Origin of the sequence: Mesotoga sp. UBA6090, from assembly GCF_002435945.1 — a bacterium.
Taxonomy (GTDB): Bacteria; Thermotogota; Thermotogae; order Petrotogales; family Kosmotogaceae; genus Mesotoga.
In genome coordinates this window covers 123,168-142,446 of record NZ_DIXC01000060.1, presented here as the reverse complement: position 1 = coordinate 142,446, position 19,279 = coordinate 123,168, and the positions used below count along the sequence as shown (strand labels likewise).

Sequence of the window (19,279 nt, the reverse complement as noted above, 5' to 3'; positions counted from 1 at the left end):
GATGGTCAGATCGCCATGTTTGTTGAGACAATCGCCTCCGCTTCTTATGTCGACTCCGGTTCAAGAGGAAAGCATGGTTGGGCATGGGCTCCCGTTCCAATGTGGGAAGTTCAGGCACCACCCTTTGCTGGAACGGATGTTGTTATGTTCAAAGGGATCACAGCGGAGCAGAAAGAGGCTGCCTGGAAGTTCATGAAGTACCTCATAAGTCCTGAGATCCAGGCTTACTGGTCAGTTAAGACTGGGTATATGCCGGTAACAGAAATTGCTTTGACGACTCCTCAGTGGAAAGCGTATGAAGAACAGAATCCTACGGTCCTAGTTCCTATCAGCCAGATTCCATTTGGCTCGGTAGATCCCAATGTTGCTCTTTGGGACGATGTCAGGACTATTCTCGGAACTATGGTGGGAGATGTAATTAATCAGAAGAGAACCGTCGAAGAGGGACTTGCCTGGGCGGAACAGGAAATTTTGTTAAAGGTTGCTAATCAATAGAAGCAGAAGTTAAGAGTAGTTGGAGGCCTTAGGCCTCCATTTTTTTGTCACGACAGTTGCTCATTTTGAAAAGCCTACTAATGGAAGATCACTGGTGATTAGAAGAGATGCTTATGTGGTCTTCCTCGTGAGACCGAAGAGGCCAAAAGCCGAAATCTTGTATGCTCATATCGAAGAATGATAATTGCTACCTCTGCCATTGATTGGGGTAGAATGAATGTGATTGAAAAGCTGCGGTTCTTCTGACAGGATCATTGAAAGGCGGTTCAATAATGAAGAGATACTTTCACGCGTTCAACTTCTATGCGTTTTCGTTCTCCATACTACTCTACCTTCTGACTTCGGCCATCAACACAAAGGCTGCAGATTGGGGGCTATCATATGTAGAAATTGGTCTAATCAACTTCGTCGGTTGCGCTTTCTACGTTGTTTCTGCTCTGATATTTGGCAGGATGGGGGACAAAGTTGGTTTCAAGCGAAGCCTATCGAATGGCATGTTTTTAATGGCGATATCGCTTGTCTTTGGATTCTTCTGGACTCTTCCGATACATCTGGTAATATCGGTAATCGGAATGAACGTCTTTTTCGGCTTCTTTTTTCCATCAATTGAAGGCTTGCTTTCGAAGTCGGAGAAAGCTGCTGGGGTTGATCCTTCGGCGACTGTTATCCGTTTCGTTCTCTCTTGGAGTGCAGGAAACGTTGTAGGGATGGCATTTGGCCCTTTTCTAATTCAAAAAGTCCCGGTAGTGGTGTTTACTTATGGGATAACGCTCAGCCTACTAGGAACTCTGCATATAAGATCGCACATAAAAAGATTCGGTGAAACTCTTCCCGGTCCGTTTCACGACAGATTGAAGAATTCTCTTGGCGAAATAGATTTTCCAAAGATTAAGGACTACAGAAGAGTATATAGATTCACTTTTCTACTGGCTGGAATTATCTATACTAGCGGAATGGCACTTTTTCCGAAGCTAATCTCATCAACAGGAATACCTTTGGAGAATGTCGGTTTCTTAACTGTAGGTGCCAACATCGGAGTTTTCCTATCGTTTGTTTTCATGAGTTTTTTCCGATTCTGGGTCGGCAGTCCTAGAATCTCCTTTCTAACAATGATTGCCGTATTTGGAGCGGCAACACTAACTTTTTTTCTGCCTGAAACTGCTCCTACGTTCTTCCTGGCGACTCTCTTTTCAGGCGCGACTTATGCAGTGCCTTACATATTCGCGATATTTTACGGCCTGAATTCCCGAGAGGATGATCACGGAAAGCAGGGAGGGATACATGAGTCTATGGTAGGCATTATCTTCGGTGTCGGTCCGCTAGTTGGGGGGTATTTTCTTCAAATTTGGGCCAGTCTGAGAAGCATTGGCATTATGTCAATCGGGCTGATTATCATCGTTTTCGTGAGTCAGATGACTTTCATCAGAAAGATCAGTACTGAGCGGAAGAAAACTAACGTATAACTTGCTGTATCGTTATGTTTCTCGTAGAAAGCACTTCTAAGTTAAGAAGCTCTTCTCAGGAAGAGTTCGTCTTTCTAGGAATTCAATCGTGCTCTGTGCTATAATAAATATACGTCATAAGTCTAGTGATTGAATAACTCTGATTAGGGTCTTGTCTTGTTTATCTTGTTTGCTCAGCAACGAATAATTCTTAGGCTGAAAGTTAATACTTAGTTATTGGGGAAGGTCTTAATCATTCCGTTCACCTACTTTTTGTCGGAAGATTTGGAAGGAGAAGAGTATGGGTTTCTTTGAGTATCTGGCAAGAAACTACGACCTGGTGCTGATAGAGCTGCTTAATCACATAAAGATTATTGCGATAGCGGTACCAATTGCAATTGGGATTGGCGTACCCATTGGAATAATCGTTTCAAGAAACAAGAAGGTTTCGTCGATAACTCTCTACGGAGCGGGAATTCTCATGACGATTCCCAGTCTCGCACTCTTCGGTTATATGGTCGTCTTGCTGGCCCCGCTGAAAGCAGGGATTGGAGTCACTCCGGCAGTTATTGCTCTAGTGATCTATTCCTTCCTTCCTGTCATAAGGAATACTGTGGTGGCAGTGAATTCAGTCGATCCCAGAATGATAGAGGCGGCCAAAGGTATGGGAATGACTAATAGCCAAATACTTTTCAGAGTAAGACTTCCACTTACTATCCCGATTATCATGGCCGGCGTGAGAAATGCGGCGGTAATGGGTGTGAGTGTAGCGACCATCGCCTATCTCATAGGCGCGAGAGGCCTGGGATATTTTATCTTCTCAGGACTTGGAAGATCGAATTTCAACATGGTTCTTCTTGGAGCGATTATTGTATCAGCCTTGGGAATAGGAATGAACTACGGTTTACTTGCCCTGGAAGAGGTCATTACTCCTAAAGGTCTGAAGATTGAACGGGATAAGTGAGGAGGAGAATGATGTCGATAGAATTCAAGGACGTAGTCAAAGAATACGAAGTCGGAATCAGAGCTGTGGACAATCTGAACATATCATTTGAAGATAAGAAACTGACAATACTTATTGGCCCTTCTGGTTGTGGAAAGACAACTACTCTCAAGATGATCAACAGATTGGTTGAGAAGACCAGCGGGGAGATTATTGTCGAAGGGACTTCTCTTGACGAAATTAACCCCATCAAATTGAGGAGAAGCATTGGCTATGTGATTCAGGAGATTGGGCTTTTTCCTCACATGACCGTTTTCGATAATATTGCCGTAACTCCCAGACTAATGAAGTGGGATGAATCAAGGACAAAGAAGCATGTCTACGAACTACTTGATTTAGTTAATCTCGAGCCTTCTGATTTCGCAGAGAAGTATCCGGCGCAACTTTCGGGTGGTCAACGCCAGAGAGTCGGAGTTGCGAGAGGTCTAGCTTCTGACCCCAAGATAGTTCTTATGGATGAACCTTTTGGGGCAATAGACCCAATAAACCGCGAAAAACTTCAGGACGGGTTTCTCGAGATTCAGTCGAAGATCGAGAAGACGATTATCTTTGTTACTCACGATATTCGAGAAGCGATTAAATTGGGTGATAAGATAGCTATTCTAGACAATGGAAAGCTAGTTCAGTATGCCGATACCATGAAGGTAGTTCAGGAACCGGCTAACGAGTTTGTTGAAGATCTTCTTGGTGCAGACAGAGCGTTGAAGGGTCTTGAACTTGTTCGAGTAAGAGAGACTTACGTTCCCGGTGGAAAGTGGATCGAAGATACAGGTGACTGCGATGTGAAAAAGGCAAAGGATTTTCTCAACAATGAGGGAAGGAAATTTGCCTACGTTGTCGATGGTAACAAGAGACTTAAGGGCTATGTGATGCTGAAACAGCTCAAAAAAGCGTCTGATGAAGAGCCCCTGAAGGATTACTTGAGATCTATCGAGACCATACAACCTCTTTCGAATTTGATGGAGGCGATGTCATTGATCATGAATACCGGGCTTTCCTCATTACCGGTAGTAGATGATAAAGAGAGGCTACTTGGTACCCTGAGGTTCAAAGATCTTGTAAACCTAGTAGGCACTTATGAATCATCTGATGAGGAGTGAGGCTATGGAAGTCTTGGAATATATGGTCGAGAATTCTGGTTACATCATGGAAAAGTTTCTTGAACACGTTTTCATTTTCCTTGCTTCCTGGAGTATGGCGGTAGTGGCGGGGGTTGCAATTGGAATTTTCGTTACCAGGCCAGGTCACAGAAGGGCCGGTAACCTGGTTTTATCGATTACAGGAGCAACTCAGGCCGTACCCAGTATCGCAGTGATCGCTCTTGTTTTCCTCTTCATGGGAATTGGAGCCCCGCCAGCTGTGGTGGCTCTGTTCCTGTACAGTCTTGTGCCAGTAGTTTTCAACACTGCTTCCGGCTTAATGAATGTTTCGATGAAGATGAAAGAGGCGGCTAAAGGAATGGGAATGACTAACAGGCAGGTATTGTGGAAGGTGGAAATGCCTGTCACAGTTCCAACAATGCTTTCGGGAATTAGAAGCTCGGCGACAATAAATATCGGTACTACTGCTATTGCCGCATCAATTGGTGCGGGTGGTCTGGGAGAGATTATTTTCACAGGACTCCGTATGACAAAGGGTCCAATGATAATTGCAGGAGCAATTCCTGTGACGATCCTGGCGATAGCAGTAGACATAATCCTAGGTTTTTCGGAGAAGGCTCTGACTTCGAAAGGCCTCAGAACATAGGAAACATGGAGGTGTTTAGTTTTGAAGAGAGTATTTCTTATTACGCTGGTAGTATTAGTGGCAACGGTCATGTCATTTGGTCAGACAAGACTGAGTGTTGGAGCAAAAAACTTCACAGAACAGTACATTGTAAGTAGCATGATTTCTCAGCTTCTGGAAAATGCCGGGTTCAGAGTGACCGAGAATTTTGGAATGAGCTCGTTTGTTGCAAGAAGTGCACTCGAAACTGGACAGATTGATCTTTACGCAGACTATACGGGTACGGCCTGGCCAACGTATTTGGGCCACGAAAAGATGATCAGAGATCCTCTTGAACTTTACAATGCTGTAAAGGCCGAAGATCTCGAAAATGGCATTGTATGGCTTGACATGGCCAATTTCAACAACACTTATGCTCTTGCAGTTAGAAGAGATTTCGCTGCTGAGCATGGACTTGCAACACTCGAAGATCTCGCTGAGCTAACCCACGAAGATCCGGATCTTCTCTTTGGAGTCGTATATGAATTCCTTGAAAGAGATGATGGGTTCTGGCCGATGTGTGAGACATACGGTTTTGCTGTGGAAAAGAGGCAAGTGAAGACAATGGAGATCGGGCTTACCTATGAGGCACTTGACAAGAACCAGATCGATGTTGCCATGGTCTTTTCTACTGACGGAAAGCTGGAGAAATACAATCTGCTTGTACTCGAAGATACCAAGAATTTCTTCCCGTCATACAATCTTGCAGTTACCGTACGTAAGGAAGTGCTGGATAACAATCCCGAGATAGAAGAGATCTTGAGACCAATATCTGTTTATCTTTCGGAACCAATAATGATCAGGCTGAATTATTTGGTAGACGCTGGTGGTTATGAGCCGGATGAAGTTGCCGAAGGATTCCTTAAGGGATTGGGTCTGATAGATTAAATTAGTTATTATTGGATTTAGAGCCGCCTCAGGGCGGCTTTGTTATTGTACTGGCCGAATAATGATTGATTCCTCAATGTTGTGGCAGCTTCGATGTTCACTGAAGCCAACGAAACAGACCTTCTCAGTGACGTTGTAGGAAGACACCTCGTCTGGCTGGCTATGATATAATCGGTCGAATATGCTTTCAGGAAGGGAGGAAACAAAGTGTCAGAGAAATTTGTGTACTATTTTGGAAAAAAGAAGGCCGAAGGAGACGCGAAGATGAAGAATCTTCTTGGCGGAAAGGGAGCAAACCTATCCGAGATGGTTAAGATAGGGATACCTGTTCCTCCGGGATTCACTATTTCCACAGAGGTCTGCAAGTACTACTACGAGCACGGTAATAAATATCCAAAAAGCCTGGAGAATGAAGTGGAAGAAGCTGTAAAGCTTTTGGAAGAAGAAACAGGAAAGGGGTTTGGTTCTACTGAGAGACCACTGCTTGTTTCGGTGAGGTCAGGGGCAGCAATCTCAATGCCTGGCATGATGGACACGATTCTAAATCTTGGTCTCAATGATGACACTGTAAATGGTTTGGTCAAAGAGTCCGGCAATCCCAGATTCTGCTACGACGCCTATAGAAGATTTCTTCAGATGTTCGGCGACGTTGTTCTAAAAATCGAGCACTCCGAGTTCGAAGGAGCACTGAAGAGTATCAAGAAGGAAAAAGGCGTGAAACTTGATACGGAACTTGATGCAGAAGATATGAAAGAGGTCGTGAAGAGATATCTAGAGGTCTACAAGAAGGCCGGCAAAGAGTTCCCTCAGGATCCTTGGAAACAATTGTGGATGGCGATTGACGCAGTATTTGGTAGTTGGATGAATGAAAGGGCGATAAAGTATCGTGCCCTTAATGGAATAAAAGAAGGAGAACTTCTGGGAACTGCGGTGAACGTTGTGGCAATGGTTTTTGGCAACACGGGAGAAGATAGCGGAACGGGAGTCGCATTCACGAGAGATCCTAATACCGGCGAGAAGCAATTCTATGGAGAGTATTTGCCGAACGCTCAGGGAGAGGACGTTGTTGCCGGAACGCGTACGCCATTCCCTCTAACAAAACTTCAGGATATTAGTCCAGCAGTTTACGATCAGCTACTAGATATCTTTAGCAAACTGGAAAACCATTATAGAGACATGCAGGATATTGAATTTACTGTTGAACACGGGATTCTGTATTTGCTTCAGACTCGTAATGGAAAGCGAACGCCCTACGCAAGCGTCAAGATCGCAGTTGATCTTGCTGAAGAAAAGAAAATTTCCAAAGAAGAAGCAGTTATGAGAGTCACCCCCGAACATATCGAGACTCTTCTTCACCCTTATTTCACGAAGGAGACTATGGAGAGTGCGGAGCTCCTCGCAAAGGGAATAGCAGCATCTCCGGGAGCGGCAGCCGGAGTAGTTGCCTTTGACCCCGAAACGGCAGAAAGAATGGTTAGGGATGAGAGCAAATCTGTCATTCTTGTTAGGCCGGAAACTTCTCCAGAAGATATTGCCGGAATGGCGGCTGCCCAGGGGATTCTGACCTCTACTGGAGGCAAGACTTCTCATGCCGCAGTCGTTGCCAGAGGAATGGGCAAGACCTGTATTGTAGGTTGTGAAGCCGTTGAAGTTGATCAGAAGACAAGAGTCATGAAGGTGAATGGAAAGATTATAAAGGAAGGCGAATGGATAAGCATCGACGGTACTTCTGGCGAGGTCTTCATGGGCAAGCTGGATTCCGTCAAGCCTCAGGGTCTCGAAGGGCCTCTGGCTAAGCTCCTCAATTGGGCAGACGAAATCAGGAAACTCGGAATAAGGACCAACGCCGACACTCCAAACGATGCGAAGATAGCTCGGGAGTTCGGTGCAGAAGGAATAGGTCTTACGAGGACCGAGCACATGTTCTTCCAGGAAGACAGGATTTTTGCTGTCCGACAGATGATTACCTCTAATACGAAAGAGCAGAGAGAGAAGTCACTGGCTAAGATTCTTCCGATGCAGGAAGAGGATTTTTATGGGATATTCAAGGCTATGGAAGGGCTTCCTGTCACTATAAGGCTTCTCGATCCCCCTCTTCACGAATTCCTTCCAAAAGATGAAGAGGACGTGAAAGAACTTTCAGAAGAGATGGGCATGACATATGAGGAGCTCAAGGCAACTATTGAAGATCTTCATGAATTCAACCCGATGATGGGATTCAGAGGTTGCAGACTTGCCGTAGTATATCCTGAGATAGCCGAAATGCAGACTAAGGCGATAATTGGAGCAGCTCTGCGCTTAGTGAAGGAAGGAAAGTCAGTCGTTCCCGAAATCATGATTCCATTGATTGTCGAGCTAGAAGAGTTGAAGTACGTCAAATCGATAATCATGAAGGCGGCCGAGGAACTGGTTGTTGAGTCGGGAATGAAGCTTGAATACAAGGTCGGAACAATGATTGAGGTGCCGAGAGCCGCACTGACTGCTGATGAAATAGCCAAAGAAGCAGAGTTCTTTAGCTTCGGAACAAATGACCTTACTCAGATGACCTATGGGTTTAGCAGAGACGACTATGGAAAATTCGTCGGCGATTATTTGGAGAAGGACATTTTAGAGAGTGATCCATTCCAGAAGTTGGACAGAACCGGTGTTGGACAGCTCGTTAAAATGGGAACAGAGAAGGGACGCTCAACCAGGCCGGATCTTAAGGTAGGAATCTGTGGTGAGCATGGTGGAGAGCCTTCATCGGTTGAATTCTGTCATATTGTAGGTCTCAATTATGTCAGTTGTTCTCCTTACAGAGTTCCCGTGGCTAGGTTAGCGGCAGCTCAAGCAGTAGTGAAGAATGGATAGTCGTTATTTCAGGCCGCGCCTGAGGGTGCGGCCTTTGCTATTTTGGAGGTTTGCCTATCATGGCAGCGTTGATCTCGGGATATCTAGCACAGACAGGATTCGCCACGGTAAGCTGGGAAAATTGGGTAATGTTTGCAATTGCAGGGCTTCTCGTCTATCTTGCAGTTGCAAAAGATGCTGAACCACTTCTTCTTGTGCCTATTGCGTTCGGAATGGTAATTGCGAATATTCCTCCAGAGGTCACTGGGGTTTTTGCTCCGGGAACGGGTATCATGTGGATCCTGCAACAGGGACTGATGCTAGGAATATATCCCCCTTTGATATTTCTCGGTATTGGTGCGGTTACTGACTTCTCTTTCGTCTTAGCTAATCCCAAGACACTGTTTTTGGGGGCTGCTGCACAGATAGGGATTTTCATCACCTTTCTGGCAGCGAACTGGATGGGATTTTCCATTTCAGATGCAGCGGCGATAGCCATTATTGGTGGAGCCGATGGACCTACTTCCATATACGTTGCCAGTATTTTGGAATCCCAGTTCCTTCCCATAATTGCCATAGCTTCGTATTCATATATTGCCTTGATCCCTGTTCTTCAACCGCCAATAATGAGACTTCTCACTACTCGCAAAGAACGCTCGATAACGATGGGAAAGAAGCTCAGGAAAGTTTCGAAGCTCGAAAGAATCGTCTTCCCGATTGTCGCAACTATCGCGATATCGCTAATCGTTCCCCAGGCACTTCCATTAGTTGGAATGTTGATGCTAGGAAATCTTCTAAGAGAGAACGGCAGAACGAAGCGCTTGGTTGAAGCTTCAGGAAAGTACATCTCCGATACTGTAATAATCTTGTTATGTGTATCTGTGGGTGCCAAGGCAGACGGGAAGATATTCCTTACGTTGGAGAGTATAATGATTTTGGGATTGGGTTGTGCTGCCTTCATTTTAGCAACTGCTTCGGGAATTCTATTCGCTAAGTTGATGAATGTGTTTTCCACGAATAAAGTGAATCCTTTGATAGGCGCTGCAGGTGTTTCGGCTGTCCCAACAGCCGCAAGGGTAGCGCAGAAAGTAGCTTCGGAGGAGGATCCGACAAACTTTGTTCTTATGCACGCTATGGGACCGAATATCTCGGGTGTAATCGGATCGGCAGTTGCTGCAGGGGTATTCCTTTCAATAATATGATAATGTGGAGTGGGAGGACATGATGGCTGTAAGGAAGCAGTATCAAGTAAATATCAATCACACTCTGTGTAAAAAGTGCGGTATATGCTATTGGATATGTCCCACGAAGACGATCACCAAGGGAGAACTGGGCAGGCCACAGATAATTGATCAGAAGACCTGTATAGGTTGCCTCATGTGCGAAAACGCTTGTCCGGATTTTGCGATCGATGTTCATGAACTAGAGGCGGTGAAAGAAGATGCGTGAATTCATGCTGCTTCAGGGTGACGAAGCATGTGCACTTGGAGCAATAAAGGCTGGATGTAGGTTTTTCGCCGGCTATCCAATTACGCCAGCCACAGAAATTGCCGAGACAATGGCAAGAGAGCTTCCGAAAATAGGAGGAACTTTCATTCAGATGGAGGATGAAATTGCAAGCGCGGCAGCAATAATAGGTGCATCTCTCGCCGGTGAGAAATCAATGACTGCAACCAGTGGACCAGGTTTTTCTTTGATGCAGGAAGCGATAGGGTACGCGGCAATGACAGAGACTCCTACCGTAATAGTCAATGTACAGCGAGGCGGACCCTCAACAGGTATGCCCACAAAGACGGCTCAAGGAGATATCATGCAAGCGAGATGGGGCACTCATGGTGATCATCAGATCATTGCAATTTATCCTTCAAACGTTGAAGAAGTTTACAAGTACATAATCACTGCCTTCAACTACGCCGAATTATATAGAACGCCGGTTATCTTTCTGATGGATGAAATTCTGGGTCATATGAGGGAAAGTGTTTATCTTCCTCATGATTCAGAGATTATGGAAGTTCAAAGAGTGGGCGAGACAGAAATGGCTGAAGATGATATCTTTCATCCCTTTGAAGGTGATGATCAGATGCTGGCTACACCTCTTGTTAAGATGGGGAAGTCAAGATTTCATGTTTCCGGCCTTGTTCACGACGAATCGGGTTTCCCGGTTGGATCCCCATCTGATTCAGCCAGGCTGTTGAGAAGGCTGGACAACAAGATTAGGCTTCACAGTGATGAAATAGTCATATATGATGAGTACCTGACAGAGGATGCCGAAATACTTGTTCTCGCATACGGATCAGTTGCTAGAAGCGCAATCAAGGCCGTGAAGATGGCAAGAGAGGACAAAATCAATGTTGGACTCTTCAAACCGGTCACCATTTGGCCATTTCCGAGTACAAGACTCAGGCAGCTCCTAAAAAAGATGAGCGCCGTAATTGTTGCCGAGATGAACCTTGGGCAAATTCTCTATGAAGTATCCAGGCTAAACAAGCGTGGCGCAAAGATTGAGCATCTAAGCAAAGTTAATGGTGAATTAATAACTCCACAGGAGGTTCTCGACGCAATATCGAGAGTTAAGTCCGAGATAATGGATCTGTAGAATTTTGAATGGCAATGATTCTTCCTTCTTTTTGCGAACAGTATGTTAAAACTTTTGCTAATTGAGCGGCCTCTGTGGTAGAATTACAGCGAAATTACCTGCAAAAGGAGGGAATCTCAATGGAAATCCTGAAGGTCAGTTCTAAATCTAATCCGAACAAGGTAGCAGGTGCCATAGCCGGGGTAATCTCAAAGAACGAACAAGTAGAACTTCAGGCCATTGGCGCTGGTGCTGTGAATCAAGCAGTAAAGGCAGTTGCCATCGCTTCCAGATTCCTCAGAGAACAGGGCACTAGGGTATATATGGTCCCTGGATTTGTGGAGATTCAAATTGGCGAAGAGATGCGAACGGGGATCACCATTAAGATTGTTTCTGAGAAAGACGAAATCAAGTAATGGGGGTTCATTAGTCTCTGACAGTCGAGGGGGAGGTCTTTGATCTCTTCCTTTTTTATGTTAGAAGTGTGTGATTGAAGTCCGTATGATGAAACGAAGGAGGTAGCAAATGCTTACAGTAAGCGATATGTTAGGTATAGCCTTAAAGATCGAAGGCGCGGGTTACTCATATTACGAGAAGCTCGGTGAAAGAACTTCTGGAGAAGTCAAGACTTTTTTCCTCAGGCTAGCTGAGCAGGAAAGAGAGCACGCAGACATATTCAGAGAACTCCTCAAGGATGTGGGAAACGCTTCAACAACCCAGGACTGGAACGACAATGTCGGTTATCTCAAATCTTATGCCGAAATATCAATATTTCCCCGGATCGAATCTTCCGAGGTTCCACAGAATTTGAACAAAGCGATTAGTAGCGCAATGGAAGTGGAGAAGGACAGCATAATATTCTATTCTGATCTTTCTTCCGTGATTCCTGACAGCAATGAACTCAAGAAGATAATCGAAGAAGAGCGCAGACATCTTCACGATCTCGTTAAGCTTTATGGCTCTTTGTAGGTAACAATTCCAGCAGCAAATGCATTAGTTTGTTGTTCGCTGACTGTTTGGTGAGAGATCTAGGGTGGACTTGCCAGCGCGTTGATATTGATCATCTTTGTGATAGAATTACCGATGGATGATTTTTCTTGGAGAGTGACTTCTATGTCGGAAACGATTGTTGACAGTGGAACTGCTTTGTTCACCGACCGGTGTGGGAGTCGCTTTTGTCCTCCTTGTAACAGGATGTCACTCTCTCGAATAATTTATTCAATCGAGATGGTAATAATCAAGATTGTGAATGTAATAGACTCCGAGAAGAGACCTTACGAAGATTCGTGAGGTCTCGTTTTTTCTAGGGTTGCTAATTCATAATAAGAGGAGGGATCTTGTGAGCAATGAAAAATCGGCTTATCAGGAAGTGAATGAGCAGGAGGACAGGAGTAAGGGTCTGGGCAAAGGGGGACTTCTTGTACTTGGTCTGCAGCATGCGTTCACGATGTTTGGGGCAACGGTCCTTGTACCATACCTTACTGGTGTTCCAGTAAATGTAGCGTTGTTTACTGCAGGTGTAGGCACGCTTCTTTTCCATTTGCTAACACAGTGGAAAGTACCGGTGTTCCTTGGGTCAAGTTTTGCGTACATAGCTCCGATTAATGCCGTGATTCTTTATCACGCTAATGCGGCCGAGACTTTCGGTTCAGTACCGGAAGCAATTTCTGCAGGATTTGCGATTACTCCCGATATGATTGCCTATGCTACGGGAGGAATATTGATAGCGGGTCTTGTTCAGGTGGGAATCGCAATTCTAATTAAAGTGCTTGGGGTAAGCAAATTTGAGAAGATTTTCCCGCCGGCTGTCGCCGGAACAATAATTGCAGTGATAGGCTTGAATCTAGCCCCAACTGCGATAAGCATGGCGAGTTCCAACTGGTGGATTGCGATTGTCTCTCTGAGTACAGCGGTGATTGTCAGGCTTTACGTAAAGGGATTTACTAGGCTAATTCCCGTTATGTGTGGAATAATCGTGGGCTACATTGTGGCCGCAGTAACAGGGAATGTCTCATTCGAAGCGGTGAATCAGGCAAGCTGGGTCGGGGTTCCTTCCTTCGTGCTTCCGAAGTTCTCAATTTACTCGCTAACGGTTCTTGTTCCTGTAGCTCTAGCACCAACGATTGAACATTTCGGAGACATCTTCGCAGTATCGGCAATCACTGGAAAAAAATTCTATGATGATCCGGGCATACACAGGACGCTGGCTGGAGATGGAATCGCCACTGCTGTTGCCGGCTTCTTTGGAGGTCCCGCTAACACAACTTACAGTGAAAATACCGGTGTTCTTGCAATTACGAAGGTTTTCAATCCAGTAGTAATGAGGATAGCCGCGGTATTTGCAGTGATACTCTCGTTTGTGCCAAAGGTTGGGGCAGTGATTCAGTCAATTCCCACTGCAGTAATGGGTGGAATCGAAATATTGCTGTTTGGAATGATTGCTGCCGTTGGAATGAAGACACTTATAGAAAACAGGGTGAAAGTTGATGGTAAAAACCTTATAGTGATATCGGTAATGCTTGTAGTTGGCATAGGTGGCGCAGCTATAGGAATTGGTCCAGTGAGATTCGAAGGTATAGGACTTGCTGCACTCGTAGGGTTAGTCCTAAATGGAATATTTGTGCTGACAAAGGCTCCTGAAGAATAGAGAAAACCGCGCAATTTTGCATAGAGGTGCCAAGTGGGGCACCTCTTTGTTATACTATCTCAAATGGAGGTGAATGTAGTGCTCAAGGGTCGGCTAGTGTATCTTAGGGAATACCGGAAGAGCGATATTGCTCTTGCTCACAAGTACATAAACGATTACGAAGTTAGGCGGATGCTTGTTCCAGGGATTCCCTTTCCTCTCAGGCTGGAAGAGGAAGAGAAGTGGTATGATTCTCAGAGTGCCTTCAAGGATACATATAACTTCGCAGTTTCGAAGATTGAAGATGATGAATACATTGGAGGATGCGGCATCAACGAGGTTGACTGGAAGAATAGGGTGGCAACGGTCGGAATCTTTCTCGGAAGGCAGTTCTGGAACGAAGGATTTGGAACGGATGCAATGAAAACGCTTCTGATATTCATATTTGACCAGATGAATATGAACAAAGCGAAACTTAACGTCTACTCCTTCAACAAACGTGCAATCAAGTCGTATTCAAAATGTGGTTTTCAGATCGAGGGAACATTGAGACAAGAAATCTTCAGGGACGGGGCATTCCATGAAGAAATCATAATGGGGATTCTGAAAACTGAACTTCAAAGGGATGACTAGACTTCATTGTAAAGCTCAATGAACTCCACTTCAAGTGAAAACTTGTCCTTCAAGAGCTGTCCGAGATTCATTACTCCGAAGCGTTCACTGGCATAATGCCCGACCCAGAAGAAGTTGATTCCGATTTCTCTTGACATTTCTCGGATTGGCTCACGTACTTCACCAGAAATAAAGGTGTCGACGATACCTTCAAGTTTGTTCAGGGAAGATGAAGAGCCACCCGATATTATGCAGATCCTCCTGATCAAATCAGTGTTCTTGTAGCAACCAATAACTTGATCGGGAAACAGAAGTGAAAGAAGCTTCCGAAACTCATGAACAGACGTCTCTTCCGACAGTTTTCCAATGAGGCCAACATCGAATCTTTCCAGATCCTGGAGTCCGAGTTTTTCCGATATCGCATAGTTGTTTCCGTAAGGGATATTTGAATCAAGCGGTAGGTGATAAGCCAAAAGAGTGATTCCTGAACGAAGCACTTTGTCAACTCTTCTTCTCAAGTGACCTGTGAGTCTGAAGAAATCTTTACCGAAAATTCCGTGGTGAACTAATATGGCATCTGCTCCTCCAAGTATTGCCTTTTCAACAAAGGCTTCGTTGAAAGACACTCCAGTTACAATTCTCTTGATATCTCGATCTCCCTCAATCTGAATTCCATTGTGACAGTAATCATCAAACTTCTCGGGTTCCAGAACTGAGTTCAAGAACCTCTCAAGTTCTATCGGTTTCATAGTGACCTCCTTTGTTGCAGATTGAATTAAAGGCTGTCTTCCAGACAGAAAATATTCTATCATAGCAAAAGCTTTCAAGAATGGTCCTCAATAAAAAAAGAGTGGTGCAATGCACCACAATAATCCACATCTCTAAACAAGGGGTTTATCTATTTAAACACAAGCACATATATATTTATTATGATACAAACTATTATGTGCTTATGTTTCCCATGTTGAATAATATATCATCATATAGATTAGAAGTCAAGCAATAATGCAAAAAACCGCATCCATTTCAAGAGAATTATTATAACTGTCTGATACTCCAGCATCTTCAATCACTATATCATCTATTTTGTGATTACCACGTTCAGAGTGAGTTAGTACATGCTAAACTTAGTAGTGCGGATTCCTTACTGTGGAGGCGTAGATGGCTTACAGTCTTCTAAAGTCCTATCTCAATGTAGAAGAAGCCAAGGAGATCAGAAAGTCACTTCTTGTGATGGCACTTCCCGCCATAGGCGAAAACGTCCTGCAAATGCTGCTAGGAATCTCAGACACCGCTTTTCTTGGTCATTATGACTGGAGAATAATGACAGCAGTAGGTACTGCCAATCAAGTAGTTTTCATTTTTCAGGCAGTTCTAGTAGCTATTTCGACAGGGTCGATGGTCTTGATTTCGAATAGCTATGGAGCTGGTAATCGTCAGAGGGTAAATCTCATAGCCTGGCACGCAATCTATCTGAGCGTGCTCACCGGTCTTGTTCTTTCGTTTGGCTCTCTCTTTTCTGAGAACCTTCTTTCGCTGCTCTTTCCCTCCAGCGATTCCTTTATGCAGTTGAACGGGAGCAACTATCTTAGAATTATCATGGCCGGTTTTCCAGCAATGAGCATAATGATTGTGCTCGGGGCCACGCTGAGAGGAGCCGGCGATACTAGATCACCGCTTATTGCCGCTCTGGCCGCAAACGGATTGAACGTCTTTCTTGATTATGCGATGATCTTTGGCAAATTCGGTTTCCCTGAGATGGGTGCCGTTGGAGCGGCGTTCGCAACAGTTATATCTAGAGTCGCCGGATCTATAATCATAATAATCCTGTTGTTTCGAAACGGAAGGATATCAATTTCGAAAAAGCCACAGAGATTCTCAAAATGGCTGATCAAAGAGATTTTCGTTCTCGGTTTGCCAGCTTCAGTCGAAAACTTTGGATTCTCCTTCGGAGTTCTGGTTTTTGCGAATATCCTCTTCATTGCCGGTCCCCAGGTATACGCGGCTCACAGAATAGGAATTCAAGTAGAGTCACTTTCTTTCATGCCAGCTTGGGGAATGGGGGTGGCCGTTACCGCGCTTGTCGGAATATACAATGGGGGAAAGAAGAGGAGGTTGTCTATTGGTGTGGTAAGGCAGGGGTGGTTCATTGCCCTCGGAATTTCATCAATAATTGGGATGGCCATTACCCTTTTTCCAGATCTTTTCGTATCAATTTTCACAAATGAAGCGACGCTAATTGAAGAAGGAAGGCTTCCCGTAAGAATAATCGGCTTGTTCCAAGTGGTCATGGGCACTGATTATGCGGTGACCGGTGGACTGAGAGGAATAGGTGATACAGCCTTCCCTATGAAAGCATCCCTGGTGGCGATGTGGCTTATTCGGCTCCCTTTGGGCTACGTACTCGTCAGGTATTTGGACCTAGGGCTATTTGGCGCATGGATTGGGATGATGGCTGACATGGCGTTTAGAACAACACTTAAATTCATCAGATTCTACTCGGGCAAATGGGAGAGTACTGCAGATTCGATTCAGGCAAGATCAAACTGAGGTTTATGCTCCATGCGGAGCTTGACAATCTGGGAGACTGCACTGAGAACTAACTGGCCAATATACCTATCGGTTCTCTAGTTACTGGAATTCGGCAATTGCTTTGGTCTTTTAAGGCGCTTTTGGTAAGATAGTTTAATGTGTTCGGAGTTTTTTTCGCCGACCTGAATTATGCACGTCAAAGGAGGAGTCTTTTTGAGAGTGGTAGGAATTGATGAGGCCGTGTCAGCGGTAGATGATAACTCTTCTGTAATGATAGGAGGATTTTTGGGCTGTGGTTCTCCAGACAACATCATTCAAGGGATCGTAGAAAGGAAAACTCGGGGTTTGACTGTAATAGCTAACGACACTTCCTTTCCAGACAGAGGGGTAGGAAAGTTAATTGTCGGCAAGTGTGCAGCAAAAGTGATTGTTTCCCATATCGGTACAAATCCGGAGACGCAACGCCAGATGATTGAGGGAGAACTGGAAGTGGAGCTTGTTCCTCAGGGCACTCTAGCGGAGAGAATAAGGGCCGGGGGCGTTGGTCTGGGAGGAATACTGACACCAACTGGTGTTGGAACTGTGGTTCAAGAAGGAAAGAGAATTATCGCAATAGATGGAAAAGATTATCTAATGGAACTACCGCTCAGAGCAGAGTTTGCACTTGTGAAAGCGAAGAAGGCCGATTACTTTGGCAATCTGGTCTTCTCTTTGACTGCAAGGAACTTCAATCCATTAATCGTTCTTGCGTGTAACACAGTGATCGTGGAAGTGGAAGAGATTGTGCCTGTGGGCTCACTGTCTCCAGATGAGATTCATATTCCTGGTGTTCTCGTTGATTATGTTTCAGTAGGGAGTGTCGTCAGATGGACGCAAAAGAACTGATCGCCAGAAGAATCGCAGCTGAACTACGGGACGGAGATTTGGTAAATCTGGGTATCGGTATACCCACTCTTGTTTCGAACTATATACCAGCAGGCGTAAGGCTATTCTTTCAGTCAGAGAACGGTATTATTGGAATGGGACCAGTTCCGGAAAAAGGTATGGAGAATATAGACCTAACCAATGCGGGCGGTCAATGTATTACAGCTCTGCCAGGTTCTGTAACCTTCGACAGCGCAATGTCGTTTTCGATTATCAGGGGCGGACATCTTGACATAACTGTATTAGGAGGTCTACAAGTTGACGAGAGAGGGATTCTAGCTAATTGGATGGTCCCCGGCAAGATGGTGCCCGGAATGGGCGGAGCCATGGATCTGGTAACTGGAGCCAAGCGTGTGATAGTTGCAATGACCCACACATCGAAGGGAAATCCGAAAATTGTCAGGGAGTGCTCACTTCCTATCACTTCAAACAGACCAGTCGATCTAATAGTGACAGAAATAGCTGTCATTCAGCCAACTAAGGCAGGACTGCTTCTCAAGGAAAAATCTAGGGAAGTTACTGTTGAAGAAATTATGAAGCTAACAGAAGCGCGATTGATAGTCAGCGATAGTCTCAAAGACATTCTTGACTGAATATACCATCTCTTTGGAACAGTTTAGTTTGTTCTGTCATTGATAGATACTCCTGTCAAGATCATCTTATCTCATGCATTTTTTGGATTGTTTTCTTGTTAATTAGTTGTGCCAATCTTTGAGACGAAGACATCGATTATTTACCGATTTCCTTTTGAAATCCAAGCGAATAATTCTGCAAAGTGCTCTGAAAGGAGTGTTTTTCTAAGCCAGAATTGAAAAGACTTTAGAAGTTGTAAATTCTACATGTCTAGGACCTTTGATTTGGATTACTGGATTGAGTAAGACGCCTAACAGAAAGCCAAAAGAATCGATTCTATCGGAACTTCCTGAACCTCCTGAAGGTATGAACTGGGGAAAGATCTTGCTTCCTTTCGCGGCATTGATTGTCATAATTCTTCTGATGCAGTATGCTGCGTTCCACATACCTGTTATTGGACTTCCTCTTACTTTCTTGATTTGCGCCTTTGTTTCCGTGATGATGGATCGAGACCGCTGGAAGGTTAAGAGATGGTACGGAGTTATGGTGAATACGGTAGATCAGGTATTCCCACTTCTCGCTACCGTAATAAGTGTCGGAGTTCTTGTTAACATTATGACTGCTACGGGTGTAAGGGGTCTTCTTGCAATTACTTTCATTACACTTCCTATGGCATTCATTTATATTACTGCGCTGGTTTTCACTCCTTTTTCGCAAGGAGCTCTAAGCTATGGAAGTGCTATTATTCTAGGCACACCGATAATATTCCTTTTCAACTCCATGGGACTTAATGTGACTGTTACCGCAGCAGCCCTCAGCTTTCTATTTCCCCTTGGTGACTGCCTGCCTCCTTCCAGAATCGTTGGAAGGCTTACTGTTGAAACGGTGGGATACGAAGGGAGCTACATGTCTTTCTTGAAGGCGATTGCAATTCCCTGGCTGTTTATGGGTACAATTGGATTACTGATGCTAATCTTCCCGAACCAGCTAGACTTCCTTGTGGTTTATTGATGGGG

At 44.7% G+C, this 19,279-nt stretch carries 19 protein-coding genes; 18 read left to right on the top strand and 1 reads right to left on the bottom strand.

Features of this window, described 5'->3' with window-relative positions; genetic code table 11:
* The 14 genes from B3K42_RS09920 to B3K42_RS09855 form a co-directional block, all read left to right on the top strand.
* Positions 1-495, top strand: a 495-nt coding sequence (locus B3K42_RS09920; RefSeq protein ID WP_292598566.1) for an extracellular solute-binding protein, incomplete at its 5' end; no start/stop codon positions are given.
* A 272-nt stretch (positions 496-767) separates the two neighbouring features.
* Positions 768-1,958: an MFS transporter gene (locus B3K42_RS09915; RefSeq protein ID WP_110989954.1), complete on the top strand. Its 1,191-nt coding sequence runs from the start codon at positions 768-770 to the stop codon at positions 1,956-1,958.
* Positions 1,959-2,238: 280 nt separating this feature from the next.
* Complete coding sequence (locus B3K42_RS09910) at positions 2,239-2,901, top strand: ABC transporter permease (RefSeq protein WP_110989955.1); 663 nt, start codon at positions 2,239-2,241, stop codon at positions 2,899-2,901.
* 11 nt (positions 2,902-2,912) lie between these two features.
* Positions 2,913-4,040, top strand: a complete 1,128-nt coding sequence (locus B3K42_RS09905; protein WP_110989956.1) for a betaine/proline/choline family ABC transporter ATP-binding protein — start codon at positions 2,913-2,915, stop codon at positions 4,038-4,040.
* Between the two features lie 4 nt (positions 4,041-4,044).
* On the top strand, positions 4,045-4,686 hold the full coding sequence (locus B3K42_RS09900; RefSeq protein ID WP_181419031.1) for an ABC transporter permease: 642 nt from the start codon (positions 4,045-4,047) through the stop codon (positions 4,684-4,686).
* A 21-nt stretch (positions 4,687-4,707) separates the two neighbouring features.
* The gene (locus B3K42_RS09895; RefSeq protein ID WP_292598562.1) at positions 4,708-5,592 is read left to right on the top strand and encodes a glycine betaine ABC transporter substrate-binding protein; all 885 of its coding nucleotides are present in this window, start codon (positions 4,708-4,710) and stop codon (positions 5,590-5,592) included.
* Positions 5,593-5,799: 207 nt separating this feature from the next.
* Positions 5,800-8,442: a pyruvate, phosphate dikinase gene (gene ppdK, locus B3K42_RS09890; RefSeq protein WP_292598561.1), complete on the top strand. Its 2,643-nt coding sequence runs from the start codon at positions 5,800-5,802 to the stop codon at positions 8,440-8,442.
* Between the two features lie 59 nt (positions 8,443-8,501).
* Complete coding sequence (locus B3K42_RS09885; RefSeq protein WP_292598559.1) at positions 8,502-9,623, top strand: sodium ion-translocating decarboxylase subunit beta; 1,122 nt, start codon at positions 8,502-8,504, stop codon at positions 9,621-9,623.
* A gap of 22 nt (positions 9,624-9,645) precedes the next feature.
* Positions 9,646-9,870: a 4Fe-4S dicluster domain-containing protein gene (locus B3K42_RS09880; protein ID WP_110989959.1), complete on the top strand. Its 225-nt coding sequence runs from the start codon at positions 9,646-9,648 to the stop codon at positions 9,868-9,870.
* Entirely contained in the window at positions 9,863-11,017 is a 1,155-nt protein-coding gene (locus B3K42_RS09875) for a 2-oxoacid:acceptor oxidoreductase subunit alpha (RefSeq protein WP_292598557.1), read from the top strand. The genes B3K42_RS09880 and B3K42_RS09875 overlap by 8 nt, the downstream gene beginning before the upstream one ends.
* Positions 11,018-11,136: 119 nt before the next feature.
* Entirely contained in the window at positions 11,137-11,412 is a 276-nt protein-coding gene (locus B3K42_RS09870) for a stage V sporulation protein S (protein WP_292598556.1), read from the top strand.
* 109 nt (positions 11,413-11,521) lie between these two features.
* Complete coding sequence (locus B3K42_RS09865; protein ID WP_292598555.1) at positions 11,522-11,965, top strand: ferritin-like domain-containing protein; 444 nt, start codon at positions 11,522-11,524, stop codon at positions 11,963-11,965.
* 370 nt (positions 11,966-12,335) lie between these two features.
* Positions 12,336-13,643 carry a uracil-xanthine permease family protein gene (locus B3K42_RS09860; RefSeq protein WP_292598554.1) on the top strand — a complete coding sequence of 436 codons (1,308 nt, stop codon included), beginning with the start codon at positions 12,336-12,338 and terminating at the stop codon, positions 13,641-13,643.
* A 78-nt stretch (positions 13,644-13,721) separates the two neighbouring features.
* A complete protein-coding gene (locus B3K42_RS09855; protein WP_110989961.1) occupies positions 13,722-14,255 on the top strand; it encodes a GNAT family N-acetyltransferase in 534 nt (177 codons plus the stop codon).
* Here B3K42_RS09855 and B3K42_RS09850 read toward each other — a convergent pair.
* Positions 14,252-14,983, bottom strand: coding sequence for a Nif3-like dinuclear metal center hexameric protein (locus B3K42_RS09850; protein WP_292598550.1), 732 nt, complete (start codon positions 14,981-14,983; stop codon positions 14,252-14,254). The two genes, B3K42_RS09855 and B3K42_RS09850, sit on opposite strands and share 4 nt — an antisense overlap.
* 412 nt (positions 14,984-15,395) lie before the next feature.
* Here B3K42_RS09850 and B3K42_RS09845 point away from each other — a divergent pair, with 412 nt between their 5' ends.
* From B3K42_RS09845 to B3K42_RS09830, 4 genes are all read left to right on the top strand, one after another.
* Positions 15,396-16,784 carry an MATE family efflux transporter gene (locus B3K42_RS09845; RefSeq protein WP_110989963.1) on the top strand — a complete coding sequence of 463 codons (1,389 nt, stop codon included), beginning with the start codon at positions 15,396-15,398 and terminating at the stop codon, positions 16,782-16,784.
* A gap of 195 nt (positions 16,785-16,979) precedes the next feature.
* Positions 16,980-17,651 carry a CoA transferase subunit A gene (locus tag B3K42_RS09840; RefSeq protein ID WP_110989964.1) on the top strand — a complete coding sequence of 224 codons (672 nt, stop codon included), beginning with the start codon at positions 16,980-16,982 and terminating at the stop codon, positions 17,649-17,651.
* Positions 17,633-18,283 carry a 3-oxoacid CoA-transferase subunit B gene (locus B3K42_RS09835; RefSeq protein WP_110989965.1) on the top strand — a complete coding sequence of 217 codons (651 nt, stop codon included), beginning with the start codon at positions 17,633-17,635 and terminating at the stop codon, positions 18,281-18,283. Before B3K42_RS09840 ends, B3K42_RS09835 begins: the two co-directional genes overlap by 19 nt.
* A gap of 277 nt (positions 18,284-18,560) precedes the next feature.
* Positions 18,561-19,274 carry a hypothetical protein gene (locus B3K42_RS09830; protein WP_258367138.1) on the top strand — a complete coding sequence of 238 codons (714 nt, stop codon included), beginning with the start codon at positions 18,561-18,563 and terminating at the stop codon, positions 19,272-19,274.
* Positions 19,275-19,279: the final 5 nt, after the last annotated feature.